This window comes from Pseudomonas sp. NY15463 (assembly GCF_048068415.1).
GTDB classification, from domain to species: domain Bacteria; phylum Pseudomonadota; class Gammaproteobacteria; order Pseudomonadales; family Pseudomonadaceae; genus Aquipseudomonas; species Aquipseudomonas mosselii_C.
Map to the genome: position 1 here is coordinate 734,670 of NZ_JBLUQD010000002.1, position 21,932 is coordinate 756,601.

Annotated in this window: 18 protein-coding genes; 8 read left to right on the forward strand and 10 right to left on the reverse strand. The window is 60.9% G+C overall.

What is annotated here, in order from left to right:
• Positions 1-329: 329 nt before the first annotated feature.
• The 3 genes from gdhA to ACNFIC_RS07570 all read right to left on the reverse strand — a co-directional run bounded on the left by gdhA (position 330) and on the right by ACNFIC_RS07570 (position 4,274).
• A complete protein-coding gene (gdhA, locus tag ACNFIC_RS07560) occupies positions 330-1,670 on the reverse strand; it encodes an NADP-specific glutamate dehydrogenase (RefSeq protein WP_416780580.1) in 1,341 nt (446 codons plus the stop codon).
• 310 nt (positions 1,671-1,980) lie between these two features.
• Positions 1,981-3,648: an energy-dependent translational throttle protein EttA gene (ettA, locus tag ACNFIC_RS07565; protein ID WP_138219049.1), complete on the reverse strand. Its 1,668-nt coding sequence runs from the start codon at positions 3,646-3,648 to the stop codon at positions 1,981-1,983.
• Between the two features lie 233 nt (positions 3,649-3,881).
• On the reverse strand, positions 3,882-4,274 hold the full coding sequence (locus ACNFIC_RS07570) for a hypothetical protein (RefSeq protein ID WP_416780582.1): 393 nt from the start codon (positions 4,272-4,274) through the stop codon (positions 3,882-3,884).
• A gap of 242 nt (positions 4,275-4,516) precedes the next feature.
• On the opposite strand from ACNFIC_RS07570, the gene ACNFIC_RS07575 reads away from it, so the two are divergent.
• From ACNFIC_RS07575 to ACNFIC_RS07590, 4 genes are all read left to right on the forward strand, one after another.
• Entirely contained in the window at positions 4,517-8,347 is a 3,831-nt protein-coding gene (locus tag ACNFIC_RS07575) for an EAL and GGDEF domain-containing protein (RefSeq protein WP_138219051.1), read from the forward strand.
• Between the two features lie 243 nt (positions 8,348-8,590).
• A complete protein-coding gene (gene glyA / locus ACNFIC_RS07580; protein WP_138219052.1) occupies positions 8,591-9,844 on the forward strand; it encodes a serine hydroxymethyltransferase in 1,254 nt (417 codons plus the stop codon).
• A gap of 241 nt (positions 9,845-10,085) precedes the next feature.
• On the forward strand, positions 10,086-10,376 hold the full coding sequence (locus ACNFIC_RS07585) for a helix-turn-helix domain-containing protein (protein WP_138219053.1): 291 nt from the start codon (positions 10,086-10,088) through the stop codon (positions 10,374-10,376).
• Positions 10,377-10,486: 110 nt separating this feature from the next.
• Positions 10,487-10,891, forward strand: a complete 405-nt coding sequence (locus ACNFIC_RS07590) for a flagellar protein FlhE (RefSeq protein WP_171030922.1) — start codon at positions 10,487-10,489, stop codon at positions 10,889-10,891.
• 55 nt (positions 10,892-10,946) lie between these two features.
• On the opposite strand, the gene ACNFIC_RS07595 is transcribed toward ACNFIC_RS07590, so the two are convergent.
• The 5 genes from ACNFIC_RS07595 to ACNFIC_RS07615 form a co-directional block, all read right to left on the reverse strand.
• Complete coding sequence (locus ACNFIC_RS07595) at positions 10,947-11,432, reverse strand: hypothetical protein (protein WP_138219054.1); 486 nt, start codon at positions 11,430-11,432, stop codon at positions 10,947-10,949.
• A 236-nt stretch (positions 11,433-11,668) separates the two neighbouring features.
• The gene (locus ACNFIC_RS07600; RefSeq protein ID WP_138219055.1) at positions 11,669-11,968 is read right to left on the reverse strand and encodes an XRE family transcriptional regulator; all 300 of its coding nucleotides are present in this window, start codon (positions 11,966-11,968) and stop codon (positions 11,669-11,671) included.
• 473 nt (positions 11,969-12,441) lie between these two features.
• Positions 12,442-13,419 (reverse strand): GTPase, encoded by a 978-nt coding sequence (gene yjiA / locus ACNFIC_RS07605; protein ID WP_138219056.1) that lies wholly within the window; start codon positions 13,417-13,419, stop codon positions 12,442-12,444.
• Positions 13,420-13,491: 72 nt separating this feature from the next.
• A complete protein-coding gene (locus ACNFIC_RS07610; RefSeq protein ID WP_027595234.1) occupies positions 13,492-13,689 on the reverse strand; it encodes a YbdD/YjiX family protein in 198 nt (65 codons plus the stop codon).
• A 13-nt stretch (positions 13,690-13,702) separates the two neighbouring features.
• Positions 13,703-15,769 carry a carbon starvation CstA family protein gene (locus ACNFIC_RS07615; RefSeq protein ID WP_138219057.1) on the reverse strand — a complete coding sequence of 689 codons (2,067 nt, stop codon included), beginning with the start codon at positions 15,767-15,769 and terminating at the stop codon, positions 13,703-13,705.
• A gap of 165 nt (positions 15,770-15,934) precedes the next feature.
• On the opposite strand from ACNFIC_RS07615, the gene ACNFIC_RS07620 reads away from it, so the two are divergent.
• Positions 15,935-16,303, forward strand: coding sequence for a PilZ domain-containing protein (locus ACNFIC_RS07620; RefSeq protein WP_138219058.1), 369 nt, complete (start codon positions 15,935-15,937; stop codon positions 16,301-16,303).
• A gap of 263 nt (positions 16,304-16,566) precedes the next feature.
• A complete protein-coding gene (locus ACNFIC_RS07625) occupies positions 16,567-18,084 on the forward strand; it encodes a nucleobase:cation symporter-2 family protein (RefSeq protein WP_138219059.1) in 1,518 nt (505 codons plus the stop codon).
• Between the two features lie 75 nt (positions 18,085-18,159).
• Here ACNFIC_RS07625 and radA read toward each other — a convergent pair whose 3' ends face one another.
• On the reverse strand, positions 18,160-19,527 hold the full coding sequence (radA, locus tag ACNFIC_RS07630; protein ID WP_138219060.1) for a DNA repair protein RadA: 1,368 nt from the start codon (positions 19,525-19,527) through the stop codon (positions 18,160-18,162).
• Positions 19,528-19,707: 180 nt separating this feature from the next.
• On the opposite strand from radA, the gene mscL reads away from it, so the two are divergent.
• A complete protein-coding gene (mscL, locus tag ACNFIC_RS07635; protein WP_138219061.1) occupies positions 19,708-20,118 on the forward strand; it encodes a large-conductance mechanosensitive channel protein MscL in 411 nt (136 codons plus the stop codon).
• A gap of 110 nt (positions 20,119-20,228) precedes the next feature.
• Here the strand turns inward: mscL and ACNFIC_RS07640 are convergent, their stop codons facing one another.
• Complete coding sequence (locus tag ACNFIC_RS07640; protein ID WP_138219062.1) at positions 20,229-21,005, reverse strand: ferredoxin--NADP reductase; 777 nt, start codon at positions 21,003-21,005, stop codon at positions 20,229-20,231.
• Positions 21,006-21,219: 214 nt separating this feature from the next.
• Between ACNFIC_RS07640 and ACNFIC_RS07645 the strand changes: the two genes are divergently transcribed.
• Positions 21,220-21,924 carry an autoinducer binding domain-containing protein gene (locus ACNFIC_RS07645; protein WP_138219063.1) on the forward strand — a complete coding sequence of 235 codons (705 nt, stop codon included), beginning with the start codon at positions 21,220-21,222 and terminating at the stop codon, positions 21,922-21,924.
• Positions 21,925-21,932: the final 8 nt, after the last annotated feature.

Here is a 21,932-nt window from a genome sequence, read left to right on the forward strand (position 1 = left end):
CACAAGGCCGCTCTCATAGAACTACACATAACTTGTTGATTTAGAAGGAATCTGTGGGAGCGGGCTTGCCCGCGAACACCGGCAAAGCCGGTGCCATACACCGAGTCGCCTGCTTCGCGGGCAAGTCGGGGCGCCGAACCGCCGCTCCCACAGGGTACGCGGAGCGCTTGCGAAATCAGTTCTCTGCGCGACAGCGCAGCCCAAAGGGCTGGGTGATCTCCTACAGGGGCCTGCGATCATTCAGCTATCGCGTTCCACTGTAGGAGCGGCCTTGCCGGGGCGCCGGACCGGCCGGAAAGGGCCGCAAAGCGGCCCCCTGCGATCTCGGATCAGACCACGCCTTGCGCCAGCATGGCATCGGCGACCTTGACGAAGCCTGCGATGTTCGCGCCCTTGACGTAGTTGACCGTGCCATCGGCCTCTTGCCCGTAGTGCACGCACGCGTGGTGGATCGACTGCATGATGTGGTGCAGCTTGCTGTCCACTTCACCAGCCGTCCACAGCAGGCGCATGGCGTTCTGAGACATTTCCAGGCCCGACACGGCGACGCCGCCGGCGTTGGATGCCTTGCCCGGTGCGTACAGAATGCCTGCTTCGATGAACAGGTCCACGGCATCCAGCGTGGTCGGCATGTTGGCGCCTTCGGCCACGCAGATGCAGCCGTTACCCAGCAGCGTGCGGGCATCGTCGAGGTTCAGCTCGTTCTGGGTCGCGCACGGTAGGGCGATATCGCACGGCAGGCTCCACGGAGTCTGGCCCTTGCGGAACTCCAGGCCGAAATCGCCGGCCAGTTCGCTGAGGCGACCACGCTTGACGTTCTTGAGCGTCATCAGCGCCTCCCACTGGGCATCGTTCAGGCCAGCTTCGCAGAACAGCGTGCCTTCGGAGTCGGACAGCGAGATCACCTTGCCGCCCAGATCCATCACCTTGCGCGCCGCATACTGGGCGACGTTGCCCGAACCGGAGATCGCCACGCGATGACCGTCGATGCGCTTGTCCTGGCGCTTGAGCATTTCTTCGGCGAAGTACACACAACCGTAGCCGGTGGCTTCCGGGCGGATCAGGCTGCCGCCATAGGTCATGCCTTTACCGGTCAGCACCGAAGTGAACTGGTTGGCCAGGCGCTTGTACTGGCCGAACATGAAGCCGATCTCACGGGCGCCCACACCGATGTCACCGGCCGGCACGTCGCAGTCGGCACCGATGTGGCGGTACAGCTCGCTCATGAACGCCTGGCAGAAACGCATCACTTCGGCGTCGCTCTTGCCCTTTGGATCGAAGTCCGAGCCGCCTTTGCCGCCGCCCATGGGCAACGAGGTCAGGGAGTTCTTGAAGGTCTGCTCGAAGGCCAGGAACTTGAGCACGCTCAGGTTCACCGACGGGTGGAAGCGCAAGCCGCCCTTGTACGGGCCGATGGCGCTGTTCATCTGGATGCGGTAGCCACGGTTGACCTGGACCTTGCCCTGGTCATCGACCCACGACACCCGGAACAGCACGGCGCGCTCGGGCTCGACGATACGCTCGAGGATACCGGCTTGCAGGTAGTGCGGGTTGGCCTCGAGGAACGGCCACAGGGTACGCAGCACCTCCTCCACCGCCTGGTGGAATTCCGGTTGTCCGGGATCACGTTGTTGCAGGCGTGCAAGGAAATTGTCGACAGATTCGATCATGGTAGACGTCTCACCAAGAGGGATTGTTTATTGGTTTTTTCGCGAATGTACCAAGAAGCAATCGCACTACAACAGGGCAAAATGTCGTTTTTCTGAATTTTTTGGTGCGTTTTCTATAAATGTATACAAAGCCATGTATCGGAGTAGCTTTATTCGCGGGCAAGCTCGCTCCCCCAGATACCGCCCAGGCCAAGGACTTTCTGCTCTCCTGTGGGAGCGGGCTTGCCCGCGAATAAAGCCCACGCCACCTTCCAGTCAGGCACAAAAATGGGGCCACTTATGGCCCCATTTTTGTGCAACCGAAACGGGCTTACTGGGCCAGTTTCTTGTGACGGACACGGTGCGGTTGAGCAGCGGCGTCGCCCAGGCGTTTCTTGCGATCGGCTTCGTACTCGGTGTAGTTACCTTCGAAGAACACCACGCTCGAGTCGTCCTCGTACGCCAGGATGTGGGTCGCCACGCGGTCCAGGAACCAACGGTCGTGGGAGATCACGATCGCGGCGCCTGGGAAGTCCAGCAGGGCTTCCTCCAGGGAACGCAGGGTTTCCACGTCGAGGTCGTTGGACGGTTCGTCCAGCAGCAGCACGTTGCCGCCCTCTTTCAGGGTCAAGGCCAGGTGCAGACGGCCACGCTCACCACCGGAGAGGTCCTTGACGAACTTCTGCTGGTCGCCGCCCTTGAAGTTGAAGCGGCCAACATAGGTACGCGACGGGATCTCGTAGCTGCCGATACGGATTTGGTCGGAGCCATCGGAAATTTGCTGGAACACGGTCTTGCTGCCGTCCAGGTCCTCACGGCTCTGGTCGACGCAGGCCAGTTGCACGGTTTCGCCGATCTCGATGCTGCCCGAGTCCGGTTGTTCCTTGCCCATCAGCATGCGGAACAGGGTCGACTTACCGGCACCGTTACCACCGATCACGCCAACGATCGCGCCCTTGGGCATGGAGAACGACAGGTTGTCGATCAGCACACGATCACCATAGCCCTTGGTGACGTTCTTGAACTCGATGACCTTGTCGCCCAGGCGCGGACCTGCCGGGATGTAGATCTCGTTGGTCTCGCTGCGCTTCTGGAACTCTTGCGACTGCATCTCTTCGAAGCGCTGCAGACGCGCCTTGGATTTGGACTGGCGAGCCTTGGCGCCTTTGCGCACCCACTCCAGCTCTTCTTTCATGGCCTTTTCGTGAGCGCTCTGCTGCTTGGATTCCTGCGCCAGACGCTCGGACTTGGCTTCCAGCCAACCCGAGTAGTTGCCTTCGTACGGGATGCCAGCACCGCGGTCCAGTTCGAGGATCCAACCGGCGACGTTGTCCAGGAAGTAACGGTCGTGGGTGATCGCCACCACGGTGCCGGGGAAATCGTGCAGGAAGCGCTCGAGCCAGGCGACCGAGTCGGCGTCCAGGTGGTTGGTTGGCTCGTCGAGCAGCAGCATGTCGGGTGCCGACAGCAGCAGACGGCACAAGGCCACACGGCGCTTTTCACCACCGGAGAGGTGCTCGATCTTCGCGTCCCAGGCTGGCAGGCGCAGGGCGTCGGCGGCGACGTCCAGTTGGCGCTCCAGGTTGTGACCGTCAGAGGCTTGCAGGATGGCTTCGAGCTTGGCCTGTTCGGCGGCCAGTTTGTCGAAGTCGGCATCCGGATCGGCGTAGGCAGCGTAGACCTCGTCCAAGCGAGCCTGGGCGTCCTTGATCACGCTGACGGCTTCCTCGACCACTTCACGCACGGTCTTGCTCGGGTCGAGCTGTGGCTCCTGGGGCAGGTAGCCGACATTGATGTCGGGCATCGGACGGGCTTCGCCGTCGAACTCCTTGTCGACGCCCGCCATGATGCGCAGCAGGGTCGATTTACCCGCACCGTTCAGACCGAGTACGCCGATCTTGGCGCCAGGGAAGAACGACAGGGAAATGTTCTTGAGAATTTCCCGCTTCGGCGGCACGACCTTGCTCAGCCGATGCATGGTGTAGACGTATTGAGCCAAAACCAAGCCCTCTATTAGATAGGTAAAGACATCGCCGTACGCCCAGACGATGGCCTGGGAAGATATCTACGGGGTGCCATTGAACAAAGTGAGCCATTCTACGCCAAGTCGTGGCGTTGCACAGATGGGGCGGATGGCAGGAAGGCGCCGCAGCGCGGCGGGCGCAAAGCCTGCCCGCCCCACGGCTGTAGATCAGCCGCCAGGGGCGCGGGCAGACGCCGCAGCGCGGGGGCTCAGACGTGCGACTGCTTGGCCTTACCGCGCGGCAGGCGGCAGCGCTCCGATTGCTCGGCCAAGCGCGCAGCCCAGGCCGACTTGACGCTGAAAGCACCAGGCCGGGCCGGCGCGGTAACGGCCTTGGCGGCCGGTTTGCTCACCGACCTGGCGGGCGACGCCGCAGGCTTTGCGGCCAACTCGGCGGCAGGCTGCACGGCGTGCTTGGCTGACTTGCGCAGCTCGGCCAGCGATGGGCTCTTGTTCGCGCCGTTAGCGGCCGCCTCTGGCTTGGCCAGCGAACGCTGGCAGCTCTTGCAGGACACCTCTTCGGCCTTGGCGCTGCCGACCAGGGTCTGGCTGCTGCGCCCGCAGGCAGAATCGAGGCCATTGGTGGAATAGTGAGTGACCAAACCTTACTTCTCCGATGCGTTGACTATGAAGCGGGCGGCATTCTCGCACAGCTTGCAGGGACTTGCAGAATGCGTAGACCGGACGGCCACACATGATCACCACGACTGGCACTTTGCCATAATTGAAGGCATGCTAGGCGCCTTAACCGTTGCAGCTATATAGTGCCGGGCTGTACGCCAGCCCACGGCATGCACCGTGCATGGAACCCCTGCCATCGCCAGCTCAATCGCAGGACCAACGCTTGACCAATTTGACGCAAAAGCCTCCTCCGCGCACTGCCGCCTCTGCGGCCGGATCACACCTGCGTGGTTCGCTCAAGGGCGCGCTGGCGCTGCTGGCCTTGGTATTGCTGGGGTTGCTGCTGTGGCAAATGCTCACCCAGTTCCGGCACACCCAGGCAGACCTGCGTAACCAGAGCCTGACCGGCAGCGCAGAACTGGCCGATCACCTTAACCTGAACATGGCGCTCAAGGCCCAGCAGGCGCTCAATGTGGTCCAAGCGTACGTCAAAACACCGGCACCCAGCGCCCTGCCCAACCTGCTCGACACCTTGCAGCGACGCCTGCCGAGCCTGCGTCATCTGGCCTGGCTGGATGCCGACGGCAAGCTGCGCGGCGACACCCTAGCCGGTAGCCCCGACCGTCAGTTGATTGACGAGCTGGTAAACCTGAATCAGGGCCATACCTACTTCTTCAGCAACGCCCCCGACAACCAGTTGATCTACCTGCTGCTGCGCCAGTCCACCGAACACGACCGTGGCTACTGGCTGCTACGCCTGAGCACTGACTACTACCAGGAACTCACCGAGCACCTTAACGGCTCGAACCATCCGCTGTGGCTGCTCGAAAACAGCCGCAACGGCGAGGTCATCGAGCGCCACGCGCCGACCCAGACCAGCGAGGTGCCGTTGCAGAGCGTGATGCTGGCCTTCATCGACAACAGCACCTGGCAGTTGCGCGGGCTGTTCGACGAAGGCCTGGCGCGCAGCAAGCTGCTGCCGGCGCTGGTGGGCAAGTGCATACTCGTGCTGTTCTGTGCCCTGCTGCCGGTACTGGCCCTGATCAACATGCGCCGCCGCCAGCGTGCCTTGCAGGAAGACCGCCGGCGCTATCAGGAAATCTTCGAAGGCACCGGCGTCGCGCTCTGCGTGCTCGACCTCTCCAGCCTGCCCGGCCAGCTCGACCGCTACCACCTGCGCAACCTCGCCGGGCTCAAGCAGAGCCTGGCACTGGACAGCAACCTGCGCCGCTCGCTACTACAGGAACTGAAGATCACCGAGATCAACCAGGTGGCCCGTCAGTTGCTCAATGTCGACTGCCACGAAGGCGCCTGGCATCGCCTGATCGATGGCAGTGGCGCCGGCCGCGAGAGCATCGGCATGCAGTTGATCGATGCGCTGATCGAAGAGCGCCCGCAGTTGGAGCTTGAAGTACGCCTGCCCGCGCCGCGAGGTGGCGAGCTGCACCTGTGGCTGATGGCGCGTCTGCCCCAGCAACGACGCGACTACCAGGCGGTGATCCTGAGCATCAGCGATATCACCAGCCGCAAGCAGGTCGAATTGTCGTTGCTCGAACGCGAAAGCTTCTGGTCGGATGTGGTGCGCACCGTGCCCGATCAGCTTTACGTCCAGGACGTGCTCACCCAGCGCATGATCTTCAGCAACCGCCACCTCGGCCAGACCTTGGGCTACGACCGTGCAGAGCTGGCGCAGATGGGCGAACGGTTCTGGGAACTGCTGCTGCACCCCGAAGACGCCGCGCACTACAACGCCCTACGCCAGCAGCAACTGGACGCAAGCTATGGCCAGTCGCTGCACTGCCAGTTACGTTTCCGTCATCATGACGGCGGCTGGCGCTGCTATGACATTCGCGAGCAGGTGCTGACCCGCGATGGCGATGGCCAGGTCACCCGCATCATCGGTGTGGGCAAGGACGTCACCGTACAGATCGAGGCCAGCGAGTCGCTGCGCGACAGCGAGCAGCGCTATCGCATGCTCGCCGAAAGCATCAGCGACGTGATCTTCTCGACCGATGGCCAGCTTCAGCTGAACTACGTCAGCCCGTCGGTGCAAGCCGTGCTGGGTTACCAGGCCGACTGGATCTTCGCCAACGGCTGGCAGTCGATCGTCGCCAACCCGGCGCAACTCACCGGTGTCTACAGCCTGATGGAGCGCGTCAGCAAGGCACTGGGCGACAACGCACAGTTGGCCCGGCTGCGCACCACACTGCCTACTCAGCTGTTCCTGTTCGACTGCCTGCGCGCCGATGGGCGCAAGATCCCTATCGAGCTGCGCCTGGTCCTGGTGTGGGACGAGCACGAACGCTTCGAAGGTGTACTCGGGGTCGGCCGCGACATCAGCCAGCAGCGCCGCGCCGAAAAAGACCTACGCATGGCCGCGACGGTCTTCGAGCATTCCACTTCGGCGATCCTGATCACCGACCCGGCAGGCTATATCGTCCAGGCCAACGAGGCCTTCAGCCGGGTCAGTGGCTACGAAGTGGCCGAAGTGCTCGATCAACTGCCAAGCATGCTCACCGTCGAACAGCAACAGGATGCGCACCTGGGCTACGTGCTCAAGCAACTCAACCAGCGCGGCAGTTGGGAGGGCGAGGTGTACCTCAAGCGCCGCAACGGCGAGCACTACCCGGCCTGGGTAGGCATTACCGCAGTTCTGGACGATGAGGGCGACCTGGCCAGCTACGTATGTTTCTTCACCGACATCAGCGAACGCAAGGCCAGCGAACAGCGCATCCATCGCCTGGCCTACTACGACGCCCTCACCCACCTGCCCAACCGCACGCTATTCCAGGACCGCCTGTACAACACCCTGCAGCAGGCCGAGCGACAAAAGACCTGGGTGGTGCTGATGTTCCTCGACCTGGACCGCTTCAAGCCGATCAACGACTCCCTCGGGCATGCCGCAGGCGACCGCATGCTCAAGGATATGGCCGAGCGCTTGCTGGCCTGCGTCGACAGCGACGACACCGTGGCACGCATGGGCGGCGACGAGTTCACCTTGCTGTTGCAGCCGCGGGCAACCCGCGAGCAAGCGCTCAACCGTGCGATCCATGTGGCCGAGAACATCCTCGCCGGCCTGGTGACACCGTTCGTGCTGGAAAACCGTGAGTTCTTCGTCACCGCCAGTATCGGCATCGCACTAAGCCCACAGGATGGCAGTGAGCTCAGCCAGCTCATGAAGAACGCCGACACCGCCATGTACCACGCCAAGGAGCGTGGCAAGAACAACTTCCAGTTCTATCAGGCGGACATGAACGCCAGCGCCCTGGAGCGCCTGGAGCTGGAAAGCGACCTGCGTCACGCACTGGAGCAGAACGAGTTCATTCTCTACTACCAACCGCAGTTCAGCGGCGATGGCAAGCGCCTGACCGGCGCCGAGGCCTTGCTGCGCTGGCGTCACCCAACCCGTGGCCTGGTGCCGCCAGGCGACTTCATCCCGGTCATCGAAGAACTGGGCCTGGTGGTGGATGTCGGCGACTGGGTCCTGCGCGAGGCCAGCCGGCAGCTCAAGGCCTGGCACCAGCAGAAGGTACGCGTACCGAAGGTGTCGGTTAACATCTCGGCGCGGCAGTTCTCCGACGGCCAACTGGGCACACGCATCGCCACCATCCTGGAGGAAACCGGCCTACCGCCGGCGTGCCTGGAACTGGAACTGACCGAGAGCATCCTGATGCGCGAGGTCAACGAAGCCATGCAGATCCTCGACAGCCTGAAGAACCTCGGTTTGAGCATCGCAGTCGACGACTTCGGCACCGGCTACTCGTCGCTCAACTACCTCAAGCAGTTCCCTATCGACGTGCTCAAGATCGACCGCACCTTCGTCGACGGCCTGCCTGAAGGCGAACAGGACGCGCAGATCGCCCGGGCGATCATCGCCATGGCCCACAGCCTGAACCTGGCGGTAATCGCCGAGGGCGTGGAAACCCACGAGCAGCTCGAATTCCTGCGTGAGCATGGGTGTGACGAAGTACAGGGCTACCTGTTCGGCCGACCAATGCCGGCCAACCAGTTCGAGGCGCAGTTCAGCAACGAAACGCTGTTCATGTTCCAGTGACTGCCGCCCACGCCTGACCTCCTGTAGGAACGGCCTTACCGGAGCGCCGGATCGGCAAGACCGCTCCTACAGGGGTTCGCGCAGCCTTCTGAAAAGCGGACCAGGAAGTCAACTCCAGCCCAGTCACCACGCGGCCTGCAACATGAAGCCCATTGGTCCGCGACTTGATGCCACTTCATATGCCAGGCGTGAATCAATCGGTTAGAATGCCCCCCCAATTCAGCCCGATCCTTGAGGACCGCCATGTTCAGCCGTGATTTGACCATTGCCAAGTACGACGCCGAGCTCTTCGAAGCCATGCAGCAAGAAGCCCTGCGCCAGGAAGAGCATATCGAGCTGATCGCTTCGGAAAACTACACTAGCCCCGCCGTCATGGAAGCCCAGGGTTCGGTACTGACCAACAAGTACGCCGAAGGCTACCCAGGCAAGCGCTACTACGGTGGCTGCGAATACGTCGACGTGGTCGAGCAACTGGCCATCGACCGCGCCAAGGAGCTGTTCGGCGCCGACTACGCCAACGTCCAGCCGCACGCGGGCTCGCAAGCCAACGCCGCCGTTTACCTGGCGCTGCTGTCGGCCGGTGACACCATCCTGGGCATGAGCCTGGCCCACGGCGGTCACCTGACCCACGGTGCCAGCGTTTCCTCCTCGGGCAAGCTGTACAACGCTATCCAGTACGGCATCGACGGTAACGGCCTGATCGACTACGACGAAGTCGAGCGCCTGGCGCTCGAGCACAAGCCGAAGATGATCGTCGCCGGTTTCTCGGCCTACTCGCAGGTCCTGGACTTCGCGCGCTTCCGCGCCATCGCCGACAAGGTCGGTGCCTACCTGTTCGTCGACATGGCCCACGTGGCCGGCCTGGTTGCCGCTGGCGTCTACCCGAACCCAGTACCGTTCGCCGACGTGGTCACCACCACCACCCACAAAACCCTGCGCGGTCCACGTGGCGGCCTGATCCTGGCGCGCAAGAACGAAGAGATCGAGAAGAAGCTCAACTCCGCCGTCTTCCCTGGCGCCCAAGGTGGCCCGCTGGAGCACGTGATCGCCGCCAAGGCCATCTGCTTCAAGGAAGCCCTGCAGCCTGAGTTCAAGGCCTACCAGCAACAAGTGGTGAAGAACGCCCAGGCCATGGCCGAAGTGTTCATCGAGCGTGGTTTCGACGTCGTTTCCGGCGGCACCCAGAACCACCTGTTCCTGCTGTCGCTGATCAAGCAGGAAATCTCCGGTAAGGATGCCGACGCCGCTCTGGGCAAGGCCTTCATCACCGTCAACAAGAACTCGGTCCCGAACGACCCACGCTCCCCGTTCGTTACCTCGGGCCTGCGTTTCGGCACCCCTGCCGTCACCACCCGCGGCTTCAAGGAAACCGAGTGCCGCGAACTGGCTGGCTGGATCTGCGACATCCTGGCCGACCTGAACAACGAAGCGGTGATCGACGCCGTACGTGAGAAGGTCAAGGCCATCTGCAAGAAGCTGCCGGTGTACGGCAACTGATTGACAGACTGCTGAAGTAAAGAGCCCGGCCATGTGCCGGGCTTTTTTGTGGGCGCTTACAGGGGGAATGCTGCAAGTGGCTGCGTAAAGTCCGCCGCCTATGGTTGTGCCAACACATGATTTATGTACATAAAGAGACGACCTACACTTACAACAGAAACTTCCTACAACCTAATACAAGAAATAGTTTTGCGTTAAATATAACGTAGCCTGCAAATTCACAACCCCCACAATCACACGCATGGAAAACAAACCTTGCCGTGGCCGACCTAAAGGCACCTTAGCCAACCACGCACCCTATGCCCGCGCATTAGGGACGGTGGTAAAGCAACTACGCGCTATCAAAAAGACCTCTCAAGAGGAACTGGCGATTACAGCGGGTATCGAACGCTCGCACATGGGTAAGATCGAACGCGGCGAACATTTACCATCACTAATACTGCTCATCAAAATTGCAGTGGCATTGGAGTGCGAAACAGCAGAATTAATGAGGCGAATGGAAGAACACATCGCCAAAGCGGATAAAATTTAACGTGGCCTGAAAATCCGACAATCACCAGCATGTAGTTATTGCCGCTCGGCAATAACAGCCGCGAGATGGAATTACTCGCGACACACATTAATTACAGGATGGTAATTAACATGCTGAAGACCTTTGCTTTTGCAATGACGGCTACCGGCTTGGCCGTATTTTCAACGACTGCTTCGGCGGGCGAATATCAATCGTCTGTCATGCTGCCTGCTGTATTTGCAAAAAACTATGACTACACCGCCTATCTACCTGTCAAAGGGAGTCCACCTTCGAACGTCAACATATCCAACGTGACGTGGAACTGGTCAGTGGTGGGATGGCCAGATCAATTCTCCGTCCGACTTTGCGCAGGAACTGCCAGCAATTGCATCGATGTATCCAGGCAGCGCTCCAGCTCTACCAACTCGTTCTTCGCACACAATCCAAACAAACAGTTCTTTTACATCCTAAGAGCAGGTACGAATACTCTTGTGCCAGTGGGTGGTCAAGAAGGAAAAATTACGGTGCAGTGGTAAAAAATGGCGGACTGCGATGCAGCCCGCCATTCAGTAAAATCTGACGCAACCGTAATTAATACCAGATATTCTTCATCTGCTTGTATCGAAGTGGCAGCGAGGAATTAAACTCGAGAAAACGTTCAAACGTCTGATCTGGACTTTCTCCTTGGGCTTTCCCTGATGCGTAGATATCCTGGTAGCCTCGTTTGGCGTACGCATTCATCTCAGCATAATAAATCATCGATTCCTTAGTCACTAACTCACCCGAGACAGTGAACCGGATCGCATCGGGGTCTGTGATATCGATCAAGGGACCGCCCAAATCATTCATGTATGACTTCATCACATCATCGGCATAACCATCACGATGCTTGGACATTCTAAGAATCTTCCCAATCTCGTCCGACCTATTCCCCCCCCGCGCTTCTACATCATTCACAGCACCTTGCAATATTGAAGAAAATGAAGACTCCTGGCTCTCAGGTTTTACTTGAGCCGAGACGAGCCGAAAACTTCCTACATCATCATTAATCCTCACAGCGCTCTCCTTTTCAAGCACCTCTCATCCATGAGTGATATTTAACTTCTCATGCCGAACCAGTCCGACTATAAGTACGAAAAGCAAAATTCGCGCCACCTCTCTTTAATGCCTGTTCTAGAGAGCCTGATAAGCAATCAACATAAATTTATTGCCTCTCTACCGGCAAAAACATGCCGCTGCCGGGCAACTGCGCAGACAGCTAGGCGTTGTTGTGCGTTCGAGCAGTTGCACTGGCCAATACATGGCAGCGTTGTTCAGCGTACCGGTGTGGGCTCCGGCACCAAGCGTATTTCCACACGTTGCCCCAGGGCACGCGCGGCACTGGCCAAGGTAGCCAGCGTCATGCCGGTATCGTTCTGGTCCAGCGCACGGTCCACGGCTGTGCGGCTGGTGTGCATGCGCTCGGCCAGCACCTTCTTGCTGACCTTCTGCTGCGCCATGACTTGTGTGAGCTGCCAGGCGATCACCCGCTTGAGCGCCGCGGCGGTGACCTCCTCCAGAAAGCCTTCTTCGGCGAGAAAATCATCGAAGTCCGAACCGATGTGTGGGCTCATGTCACTTAACTCCTGAGACTTGCCTTGCGTTGCCTGGCCAGTACGAGCTCGGCCGAGGGCGGCAGACAAGGCTTTCAACCAAGCTCGCACAGGCTCGTTGCCAAGCTCACTGCGGAAAAACAGAACACGGAGTTGCTGATCTGACGAGGCCAAGTGCACCAAAAAAGGTACTCCTATCAAGAGGGCCGTTACTGCCGGCTCATAGCTTGAACAAGGCCATGAAAAATGCAGCCTTTCGGCGTAATGCTGTTCACTTAAGATCGTCGGGGCCGCTTTGCGGCCCTTTCCGGCCGGTCCGGCGCCCCGGCAAGGCCGCTCCTACAGAGTCCGCGTGAGCCCATGAATGTTAGCTTGCGCAGTCGGTGTCGGAGCGGCCTTGCCGGGGCGCCGTCCGGCCGCGATGGGCTGCGAAGCAGCCCTAAGTGAACGGTATTACGCCTTTCGGCGGCATCAACCAGTCAGCTACGTCCCAATCAGGCGTGGGTCAATGCCTCGAACCCTGCCCGAATCTTCTCCTCCGGCAGCTCATCGGCAATGAACACCATCACGCTCTCGCGCACCTCGCCCTCCTTCCATTCGGTGTCCCAGTCGAAGCCGTACAACTTGAGCACTCCCTGAAACACCAGACGGCGGTCTTCGCCGGCGATGTTCAGCACGCCCTTGTAGCGCAGCAGCTGCTGACCATGCTCCTCCAGCAGCGCGTTCATGAAGTCGCTGAGGCGGTCGATATCCAGCGCGGTCTGGGTGCGCAGCACCAAGGTCGAAATCCGGTCCGGGGTAGCTGGCTTGAGCAGCGGGCGCAGCACCGGCTTGAGGCTGATGCCCAGGTCCGGGTTGAGGTTGAAGCCACGTACATCAAGCAGCTCGGCCAGATCGATACGGCCATGCTCGACCACGCGGATCGCCGCGCGACCGTTGATCCGCGCCAGGCGCTCGCGCAGGGCCTCGACCGCCTCGGGCTCGGCAAGGTCGGTCTTGCTCAGCAGCAGGCGGTCAGCAAAGCCCACCTGGGCCTGGGCAATGGCCTGGGTCAGGTGCAGCTCGGCGTGCACGGCATCGACCAGGGTGATGATGCCATCCAGGATATAGCGCTCGCGCAGTTCTTCGTCGATGAAGAAGGTCTGCGCCACTGGCGCAGGGTCGGCAAGACCGGTGCACTCGATCACAAGGCGGTCGAAGGCGATTTCGCCTGCGTCCAGGCGTTCGAGCAGCAGGTACAAAGCGCGGGTCAGGTCGCCATGAATACTGCAGCAGACGCAGCCGTTGGCCAGGGTCATGACCTGCACCGGTGCATCGCCCAGCATTTGGCTGTCGATGCCGGCCTCGCTGAACTCGTTCTCGATCACAGCGAGCTTCAGGCCGTGCTCGGCCTTGAGCATGTGTTTGAGCAGGGTGGTCTTGCCGGCGCCAAGAAAGCCGGTCAGCACGGTTACGGGAATCGGCGTTTGCACGCGTAGGTCTCCTGAAAACGAAAGTGGGAGCCCGGTTGCCCGGGCTCCCACTGGATCACATCTGTCGCGAGTTCAACAGCACTTGGGCCCGGACTTGCCACCGTAACGCGCTTCTTGTCGTTCGCGGAAGAACGCTTCGTAGCTCATCACCGGCTTGTCCGGGTGTTTGTTCTGCATGTGCTCGACATAGTTGTCGTAGTCGGGCATCCCGACCATCAGGCGGGCTGCCTGCCCCAGGTATTTACCCAGTCGACCCAGGTCGTTGAACATCGTGGCAGTCCTCTCAAGCGTCAGGCAAAGCCTGGAACGGGGTTTCTTTGTCGCTGCGTTCCTTGCGGCCGAGGGCGGCGAGGCCGACCTTGACGGCGAAGAACAGCACGCTGAACACCACCACCAGGAACAGCACGGTCAGGCCGGCGTTGGTGTAGGCGTTGAAGATCACATGCTGCATCTGCCCGATGTCCTTGGCCGGCGCAAGAACCTGGCCGGCATCTAGCGCGGTGCTGTACTTCTTGGCCAGGGCCAGGAAGCCAACGGCTGGGTTCGGGTCGAACAGCTTGATCAGGCCTGCGGTGGTGGTGCAGATCAACAGCCACACAGCCGGCAGCAGGGTGACCCAGACATAGCGCTGACGCTTCATCTTGATCAGTACCACGGTACCCAGCATCAGCGCGATACCGGCCAGCATCTGGTTGGAGATGCCAAACAGCGGCCACAGGGTATTGATACCGCCCAACGGATCGATCACGCCCTGGTACAGCAGGTAGCCCCACAGCGCCACGCAACCTGCGGTGCCGATCAGGTTGGCGGTCCACGACTCGGTGCGTTTGAGCGCCGGTACGAAGCTGCCCAGCAGGTCTTGCAGCATGAAGCGTCCGGCACGGGTACCGGCGTCCACGGCGGTGAGGATGAACAGGGCTTCGAACAGAATCGCGAAGTGGTACCAGAAGGCCATGGTGTTCTCACCCGGCAGCACCTGATGCAGGATCTGCGCGATACCGACCGCCAGCGTCGGAGCACCACCGGCACGCGCCAGGATGGTGTGCTCGCCGATATCACGGGCGGTGGCCTCAAGCTGCTCGGGGGTAATCATGAAGCCCCAGCTGCTGACGGTTTGCGCCACCGAAGCGACATCTGCGCCGACCACAGCGGCGGGGCTGTTCATGGCGAAGTACACGCCCGGTTCGATCACCGACGCGGCGACCATGGCCATGATCGCGACGAACGACTCCATCAACATACCGCCGTAACCGATGTAACGGGCGTTGGTTTCGTTGTCCAGCAGCTTCGGCGTGGTCCCCGAGGAGATCAGCGCGTGGAAGCCAGACACCGCACCGCAGGCGATGGTGATGAACAGGAACGGGAACAGGGTGCCTTTCCAGACCGGGCCGGAGCCATCGGTGAACTGGGTCAGCGCCGGCATCTTAAGCTCAGGCGCGATGATCAGGATGCCGATCGCCAGGCCCACGATGGTGCCGATCTTGAGGAAGGTCGAGAGGTAGTCACGCGGCGCCAGTACCAGCCATACCGGCAGCACGGCGGCGACGAAGCCATAGCCCACGAGCATCCAGGTGATCTGTACGCCGGTGAAGGTGAACGCCGGGCCCCAGACCGGATCTGCGGCGATTTGGCCACCCAGCCAGATCGACAGCAGCAGCAGGACCACGCCGATGACCGAGATCTCGCCGATGCGGCCCGGGCGGATGAAGCGCATGTAGATGCCCATGAACATCGCGATCGGGATGGTCGCCATCACCGTGAACATGCCCCATGGGCTCTCGGCCAGGGCCTTGACCACGATCAGCGCCAGCACCGCGAGGATGATGATCATGATCAGGAAGCAACCGAACAGGGCGATGGTGCCGGGAATGCGGCCCATCTCCTCGCGCACCATGTCTCCCAGGGAGCGACCGTTGCGTCGGGTGGAGAGGAACAGGACCATGAAGTCCTGCACCGCACCGGCCAGCACCACGCCTGCGATCAGCCACAACGTACCGGGCAGGTAGCCCATCTGCGCAGCGAGTACCGGGCCTACGAGCGGGCCGGCGCCGGCGATGGCGGCGAAGTGGTGACCGAAGAGGATGTGCTTGTTGGTCGGGACGTAGTCCAGGCCATCGTTGTTGAGTACCGCAGGCGTGGCCCGACGGGGGTCGAGCTGCATGACCTTGGTGGCGATGAACAGGCTGTAGTAGCGATAGGCGACCAAGTAGATGGCCACTGCCGCAACCACGATCCACAAGGCGTTGATCGCCTCGCCGCGACGCAGGGCGACCACACCCAGCGCGCAGGCCCCTATGACTGCCAGCGCCAGCCACGGAATGTGGCGTAGCAGGCTATTATTGTTGTTCATGGTTTACTTCCAGCTGGTGGATTGGAAAGACCGCCCATCGAGTCTAGGGCGTGTCATCGCGCATTGCCACACTTGCTTTGGTCTAGAGCCTCTGCGGCCAGATTGCGTTACCTGCTACAGCGACATCACCCACTCTAGTCAGGTTGAACCCCCGAGGACTTTTGCATGAGCGACCACGACGAACGCCGCCGTTTCCAGCGCATCGCCTTCGATGCTCCCACCGAACTGCGCCAGGGCGAACGCAGCTGGCCGGTAAAGCTGCTCGACCTGTCACTCAAAGGCTTGCTCATAGAACGCCCCTCCCCCTGGGACGCCGACCTGTCACAGGACTTCGAGGCCACCATCCGTCTCAACGACAAGAAGACCCTGGTGCACATGCAGGTGGAGCTTCGCCACGAAGAGCCCACGCGCCTTGGCTTCATCTGTCTTTATATCGATGTCGATTCGATGACTCATTTGCACCGTTTGGTGGAACTGAACGTGGGCGACAGCACCGAAATGATGCGCGAACTGCGGGAATTGATCGAAGATTGAAATCTCTTAGCTTGCTAAGAAATCCTCCCCGAAGTGTTTCCTGACTACTCAGGCAGCTTATTGAGGGCTGCCTGACGTGTTGTACACACCCACCTCGTACCGAACAGACTGAGTTGGAACGCATTCTGCATCCAGGGAAAGGGTCACCTGGCGGCACTACTGTGCGCGTTACAATCAAAAACTTGTATACAATTTATATGGCAATCGGATGCACGCTTTGCCTACAGTAGTCCCACAACAATAAAACCCCGAGAGCCTGCTCCATGACTACGTCCACCAGCACGTCTCCCTCCCAACGCCCCGAGGACGAGAACCTCGGGCTTGGGGCCAACCTGGCCTACGGGCTCCAGCACGTCCTGACCATGTATGGCGGGATCGTCGCCGTCCCGCTGATCCTGGGCCAAGCCGCAGGCCTCACGCCTGCGCAAATCGGCCTACTGATCGCCGCCTCGCTGTTCGCCGGGGGCTTGGCGACGCTGCTGCAAACGCTTGGACTGCCGTTCTTCGGCTGCCAGTTGCCGCTGGTACAAGGCGTGTCGTTCGCTGGGGTGGCGACCATGGGCGCGATCATCAGCAGTGAAGGTGGCGGTGGCTTGCCGGGCGTGCTGGGGGCAGTCATGGCGGCTTCGCTGATCGGTTTGCTGATCACTCCGGTGTTCTCGCGTATCACCAAGTTCTTCCCGCCGCTGGTAACCGGTATCGTCATCACCACCATCGGCCTGACCCTCATGCCGGTGGCCGCACGCTGGGTAATGGGCGGCAACAGCGCCTCGCCGGAATTCGGCAGCGTAGCCAACATCGGCTTGGCCGCCCTGACCTTCGCCATCGTGCTGCTGCTGAGCAAGCTGGGTAGCGCGAGCATTTCGCGCCTGTCGATCCTGCTGGCGATGGTGGTCGGTACGCTGATCGCCTGGGCGCTGGGCATGGCCGATTTCAGCACGGTCAACGAAGGCCCGATGTTCGCCTTCCCAACCCCGTTCCACTTCGGCATGCCGACCTTCCACATCGCCGCGATCCTGTCGATGTGCATCGTGATCATGGTGACTCTGGTGGAAACCTCGGCCGACATCCTCGCCGTCGGCGAAATCATCGACACCAAGGTCGACTCCAAACGCCTGGGCAACGGCCTGCGCGCCGACATGGCCTCAAGCATCCTGGCGCCGATTTTCGGCTCGTTCACGCAAAGTGCGTTCGCCCAGAACGTCGGCCTGGTGGCCGTGACCGGGGTCAAGAGCCGCTACGTGGTCGCCACCGGTGGTGTGATCCTGGTCGTGCTGGGCTTGCTGCCGATCATGGGCCGGGTCATCGCAGCGGTGCCTACGCCGGTACTCGGTGGTGCGGGCATCGTGTTGTTCGGCACAGTGGCCGCCAGCGGCATCCGTACCCTGAGCAAGGTCAGCTACAAGAACAACGTCAACCTGATCATCGTCGCCGCCTCGCTGGGCTTTGGCATGATCCCGATCGCCGCGCCGACCTTCTACCACAACTTCCCGAACTGGTTCGAAACCATCTTCCACTCCGGCATCAGCTCGGCCGCGATCATGGCGATTCTGCTGAACCTGATCTTCAACCATTTCACCGCAGGCAACTCGGACAACCAATCGGTGTTTGCGGCGGCTTACGAACGCACCATCCAGTATTCCGACATCTCCGCCCTGCGCGATGGCGACTACTTCAAGGATGGCAAGCTGTTCGACGCAGACGGCAACGAAGTCCCGGTGCTCGAACTGGACGAACATGGCAACCAAGCGCCACGGCGCAAGGCGCTAGCCGAGCATTGACCGCTGATTGAAGGGGTCACGCAGGGGAGCCGGACGCGCATCGTCGGCTCCCCTTTTTTATGCCTGACGCGCCGGTTACTCGAACAGGGCATCCAACGCCTGCTCCAGGCGCGTCACGGCAATCACCTGTAGCCCCGCTGGCGCCTCCTTGGGAGCATTGCCTTTGGGCACGATGGCCCGCTTGAAACCGTGCTTGGCCGCCTCTTTGAGGCGTTCCTGGCCGCTTGGCACAGGACGCACTTCACCCGACAGACCGATTTCGCCGAACACCAACAGACCATGCGCCAAGGGGCGGTTGCGCAGGCTCGACATCACGGCCGCCAACAGCGCCAGGTCAGAGGCGGTTTCCAGTACCTTGACACCGCCGACCACGTTGAGGAACACGTCTTGATCATGGGTAGGGATGCCGCCATGCCGGTGCAGCACCGCCAACAGCATGGCCAGTCGGTTCTGGTCCAGGCCCAAGGTCACTCGCCGAGGGTTGGCAAGGTGACTGTCGTCTACCAGCGCCTGGACCTCCACCAACATCGGACGCGTGCCTTCCCAGGTGGCCATGACGACACTGCCGGGCACCTCTTCCTGAGTGCGGTTGAGGAAAATCGCCGAAGGGTTGGAGACCTCTTTCAAGCCACGGTCGGTCATGCCGAACACCCCCAGCTCGTTGACCGCCCCGAACCGGTTCTTCACCGCCCGCAGCAGGCGCAGGCGGCCATCGGACTCCCCCTCGAAATACAGCACGGTATCGACCATGTGCTCGAGTACCCGTGGCCCTGCCAACGAGCCTTCCTTGGTGACGTGGCCAACCAGGAAGATCGCCGTGCCGCTTTGCTTGGCATAACGCACCAGCAGTGCCGTACTCTCGCGCACCTGGGCCACGCCGCCGGGGGCCGATTGCAACTGCTCGGTAAAGATGGTCTGAATCGAATCGATCACCATCACCCGGGGTTTTTCCACCCGGGCAGTGGCGATGATCGCCTCGATGCAGGTCTCGGTCATGACCTTGAGCTGCTCCTGGGGCAGGCCCAGGCGCCGCGACCGCATGGCCACCTGTTGCTGCGACTCTTCCCCGGTGACGTATAGCGCCGGCATATGCGTGGCGATGTTGCAGAGGGTCTGCAAGAGGATCGTCGACTTACCGATACCGGGGTCACCGCCAATCAGCACCACCGAGCCATCCACCAGGCCACCGCCCAACACCCGATCCAACTCGGTGCTGCTGGTGGTGAAGCGTGGAATTTCCTCGACACTGACCTCAGCCAGGGTCTTGATCTGCGCCTGCTGGCCGGCCCAGCCCGTGCGCCCGCTGGGCGCCGCGGCAGCGCCGCTCTCAACCATGGTCTCGACCAGGGTATTCCAGGCCCCGCACTCGCCACACTGGCCGGCCCATTTGGGGAAGGTCGCGCCGCACTCGGTGCAGCCATACAAGCGCTTGGCCTTGGCCATGGACGGGGTTCTCCTGGAAAAAACCGCCATTCTAGCCGAACAGCGACGTGTCCCGGATGCTTCGGGATGCGACAAAACTATTCGCGGCACAAGCAGTCAGTAGCCCTTGTAGGCAGCGCATGAAGCGTTTGAGTGGCTTACACTGCGTTAACCTTACCTTTTGTTACAAGGAAATCGAACATGGGCATGCTCAGTGAGTTCAAGGCCTTCGCGGTCAAAGGGAATGTGGTAGACATGGCGGTCGGCATCATCATCGGCGCGGCCTTCGGCAAAATCGTCTCGTCGTTCGTGGGCGATGTGGTCATGCCGCCTTTAGGCTTACTGATCGGGGGTGTAGATTTCAGCGACCTTGCCATCGTGCTCAAGGCGGCCGAAGGGGACGTGCCAGCGGTAGTGCTGGCCTATGGCAAGTTCATCCAGACCGTCATCGACTTTCTGATCGTCGCTTTTGCCATCTTCATGGGGGTCAAGGTGATCAACCGCCTCAAGCGTGAAGAGGCCGTGGCGCCGAGCGCGCCACCTGCACCGACCCCACAGGAAACCCTGCTGGCAGAGATCCGTGACCTGCTCAAGGTGCAGCAGCAGAAGTAAGCTGCAAGCTGCAAGCTGCAAGCTGCAAGCTGCAAGCTGCAAGAGTAAAGCCGGACCGCGTCTGTTGACCAAACGCGATCCGGCTTTTTCTTGCAGCTTAAAACTTGCAGCTACCAATAGTTCTCGACCGCCACCTGCCCTGGTCGCTTGCTCAGGCTCAGTTGCAGGTCGCGCGCCTTGAGCACCTTGCGCGTCTCGTCAATCATCTGCGGGTTGCCGCAGAGCATGATGCGCGAGTGCTCGGGCGAGAACTCAAGCCCTGCCGCCTTTTCCAGCCCACCGTTCTCGATCAGCGTGGTGATGCGCTCATTCAACGCGCCCGGATGCTGTTCCCGGGTCACCACAGGGATGAACTGCAACTTGCCTGCGAATTCGGCCAGGTACTCGCGTTGTTCCAACCCGGCGATGTCCTCAACGTAGGCCAGCTCTTTGGCTTCACGCACCGAATACACCAGCTTGATATTGTCGAAACGCTCCCAGGCCTCGAAGTCCTGCAGGATCGACATGAACGGGGCGATGCCCGTGCCGGTGGCCAGTAACCACAGATCGCGTCCACCGACGAAGCGGTCCAGGGTCAGGAAACCGAACGCCTGACGGTCGATCAGCAGCGTGTCACCTTCACCCAGGCGGCTAAGCTCGCTGGTGAACTCACCGCCTGGCACCACGATGGAAAAGAAATCCAGATACTCGTCATGCGGCGCACTGACCATCGAGTAGGCACGCCAGGCGACGCTGCCATCAGACTTGGTTACGCCCAGCCGCGCGAACTGGCCCGAGCGGAACCGAAAGCTCGGGTCGCGGGTGACACGCAGACTGAACAGGTTCGGCGTCAGGGGCTGGACATCGAGCAGGGTCTGGCGGGTGAACTTGTCGGTGCTGGCGGTCATCTGGGGCATCCTGAAAACTGATGCGCCAAGTGTCGCGCAAAGCGCCGCGGATAAAAACCGCTGGTTTGTAAGGCATCGCCGATCACTGACAAATCGCAGCCCAAAATCCTGCACGCTATAGCGAAAAACTTGGGCGCCTAGTGAGCAGGTTGCCTACACTGGGCCGAGCAGCCAGGAAAATTGGATCCACCCACCCCCACTCGGAGCTTCATCAATGACACAGTGGAACAGTGAACAACTCTTGGCATTGCTGCAGGAAACCGACCCTCAATGCCTGTTCGATCGTGCCGTGGGACTGGCCCAGTTATTGGACATGGAGTTCGTCGGCCTTAGCCTGCACCTGCACATCGCGGCTCATTCCCCTCAGATCATCCTGTACAACAATTATCCCCGGGAATGGAACGAGCACTACAAGCAGGAGCACTTGATCGGCATAGACCCAACAGTATCAAAATGCCATCAAACCACCCTCCCCGTTCTCTGGACCGACGAACTGTTCCAGGAGGTGCCGCACCTGCGTGAGGCGATTCGCAACCAAGGCATGGCCCATGGCTGGACGCAGTCGGTACACGACCTGCGCCACAACGAGAGCCAACTCAGCGTCTCGCGTCGGCTGGGCGCCATTCGGCCTGCCGAGCTGTATACCAAAAGTGCACAGGTCATGTGGCTGTGCCATACCCTGCATGCGGCACTCAGCGAACATCATCTGGCCCGCTTCAACCCAACACCGCAGCTCAGCGAACGCGAACTGGAAGTGCTCAAGTGGTCGGCCGCTGGCAAGACGGCCTCGGACGTAGCCACTATCCTCTCGTTGTCCACCAGCACCGTGAACTTCCACATCCGCAACGTAATCAGCAAAACCAACGCAGCCAACAAGGCCGGCGCCATCGCTATCGCCGCTCTGCGCGGGCTGCTCTGATAGCCCGT

Bases quoted from the DNA above. Each gene is read 5' to 3' on its own strand.
- gdhA (WP_416780580.1), bottom strand. From the start codon at position 1,670: ATGATCGAATCTGTCGACAATTTCCTTGCACGCCTGCAACAACGTGAT.
- glyA (WP_138219052.1), top strand. From the start codon at position 8,591: ATGTTCAGCCGTGATTTGACCATTGCCAAGTACGACGCCGAGCTCTTC.
- ACNFIC_RS07585 (WP_138219053.1), top strand. From the start codon at position 10,086: ATGGAAAACAAACCTTGCCGTGGCCGACCTAAAGGCACCTTAGCCAAC.
- ACNFIC_RS07590 (WP_171030922.1), top strand. From the start codon at position 10,487: ATGCTGAAGACCTTTGCTTTTGCAATGACGGCTACCGGCTTGGCCGTA.
- ACNFIC_RS07600 (WP_138219055.1), bottom strand. From the start codon at position 11,968: ATGAGCCCACACATCGGTTCGGACTTCGATGATTTTCTCGCCGAAGAA.
- ACNFIC_RS07610 (WP_027595234.1), bottom strand. From the start codon at position 13,689: ATGTTCAACGACCTGGGTCGACTGGGTAAATACCTGGGGCAGGCAGCC.
- ACNFIC_RS07615 (WP_138219057.1), bottom strand. From the start codon at position 15,769: ATGAACAACAATAATAGCCTGCTACGCCACATTCCGTGGCTGGCGCTG.
- ACNFIC_RS07620 (WP_138219058.1), top strand. From the start codon at position 15,935: ATGAGCGACCACGACGAACGCCGCCGTTTCCAGCGCATCGCCTTCGAT.
- ACNFIC_RS07625 (WP_138219059.1), top strand. From the start codon at position 16,567: ATGACTACGTCCACCAGCACGTCTCCCTCCCAACGCCCCGAGGACGAG.
- radA (WP_138219060.1), bottom strand. From the start codon at position 19,527: ATGGCCAAGGCCAAGCGCTTGTATGGCTGCACCGAGTGCGGCGCGACC.
- mscL (WP_138219061.1), top strand. From the start codon at position 19,708: ATGGGCATGCTCAGTGAGTTCAAGGCCTTCGCGGTCAAAGGGAATGTG.
- ACNFIC_RS07640 (WP_138219062.1), bottom strand. From the start codon at position 21,005: ATGACCGCCAGCACCGACAAGTTCACCCGCCAGACCCTGCTCGATGTC.
- ACNFIC_RS07645 (WP_138219063.1), top strand. From the start codon at position 21,220: ATGACACAGTGGAACAGTGAACAACTCTTGGCATTGCTGCAGGAAACC.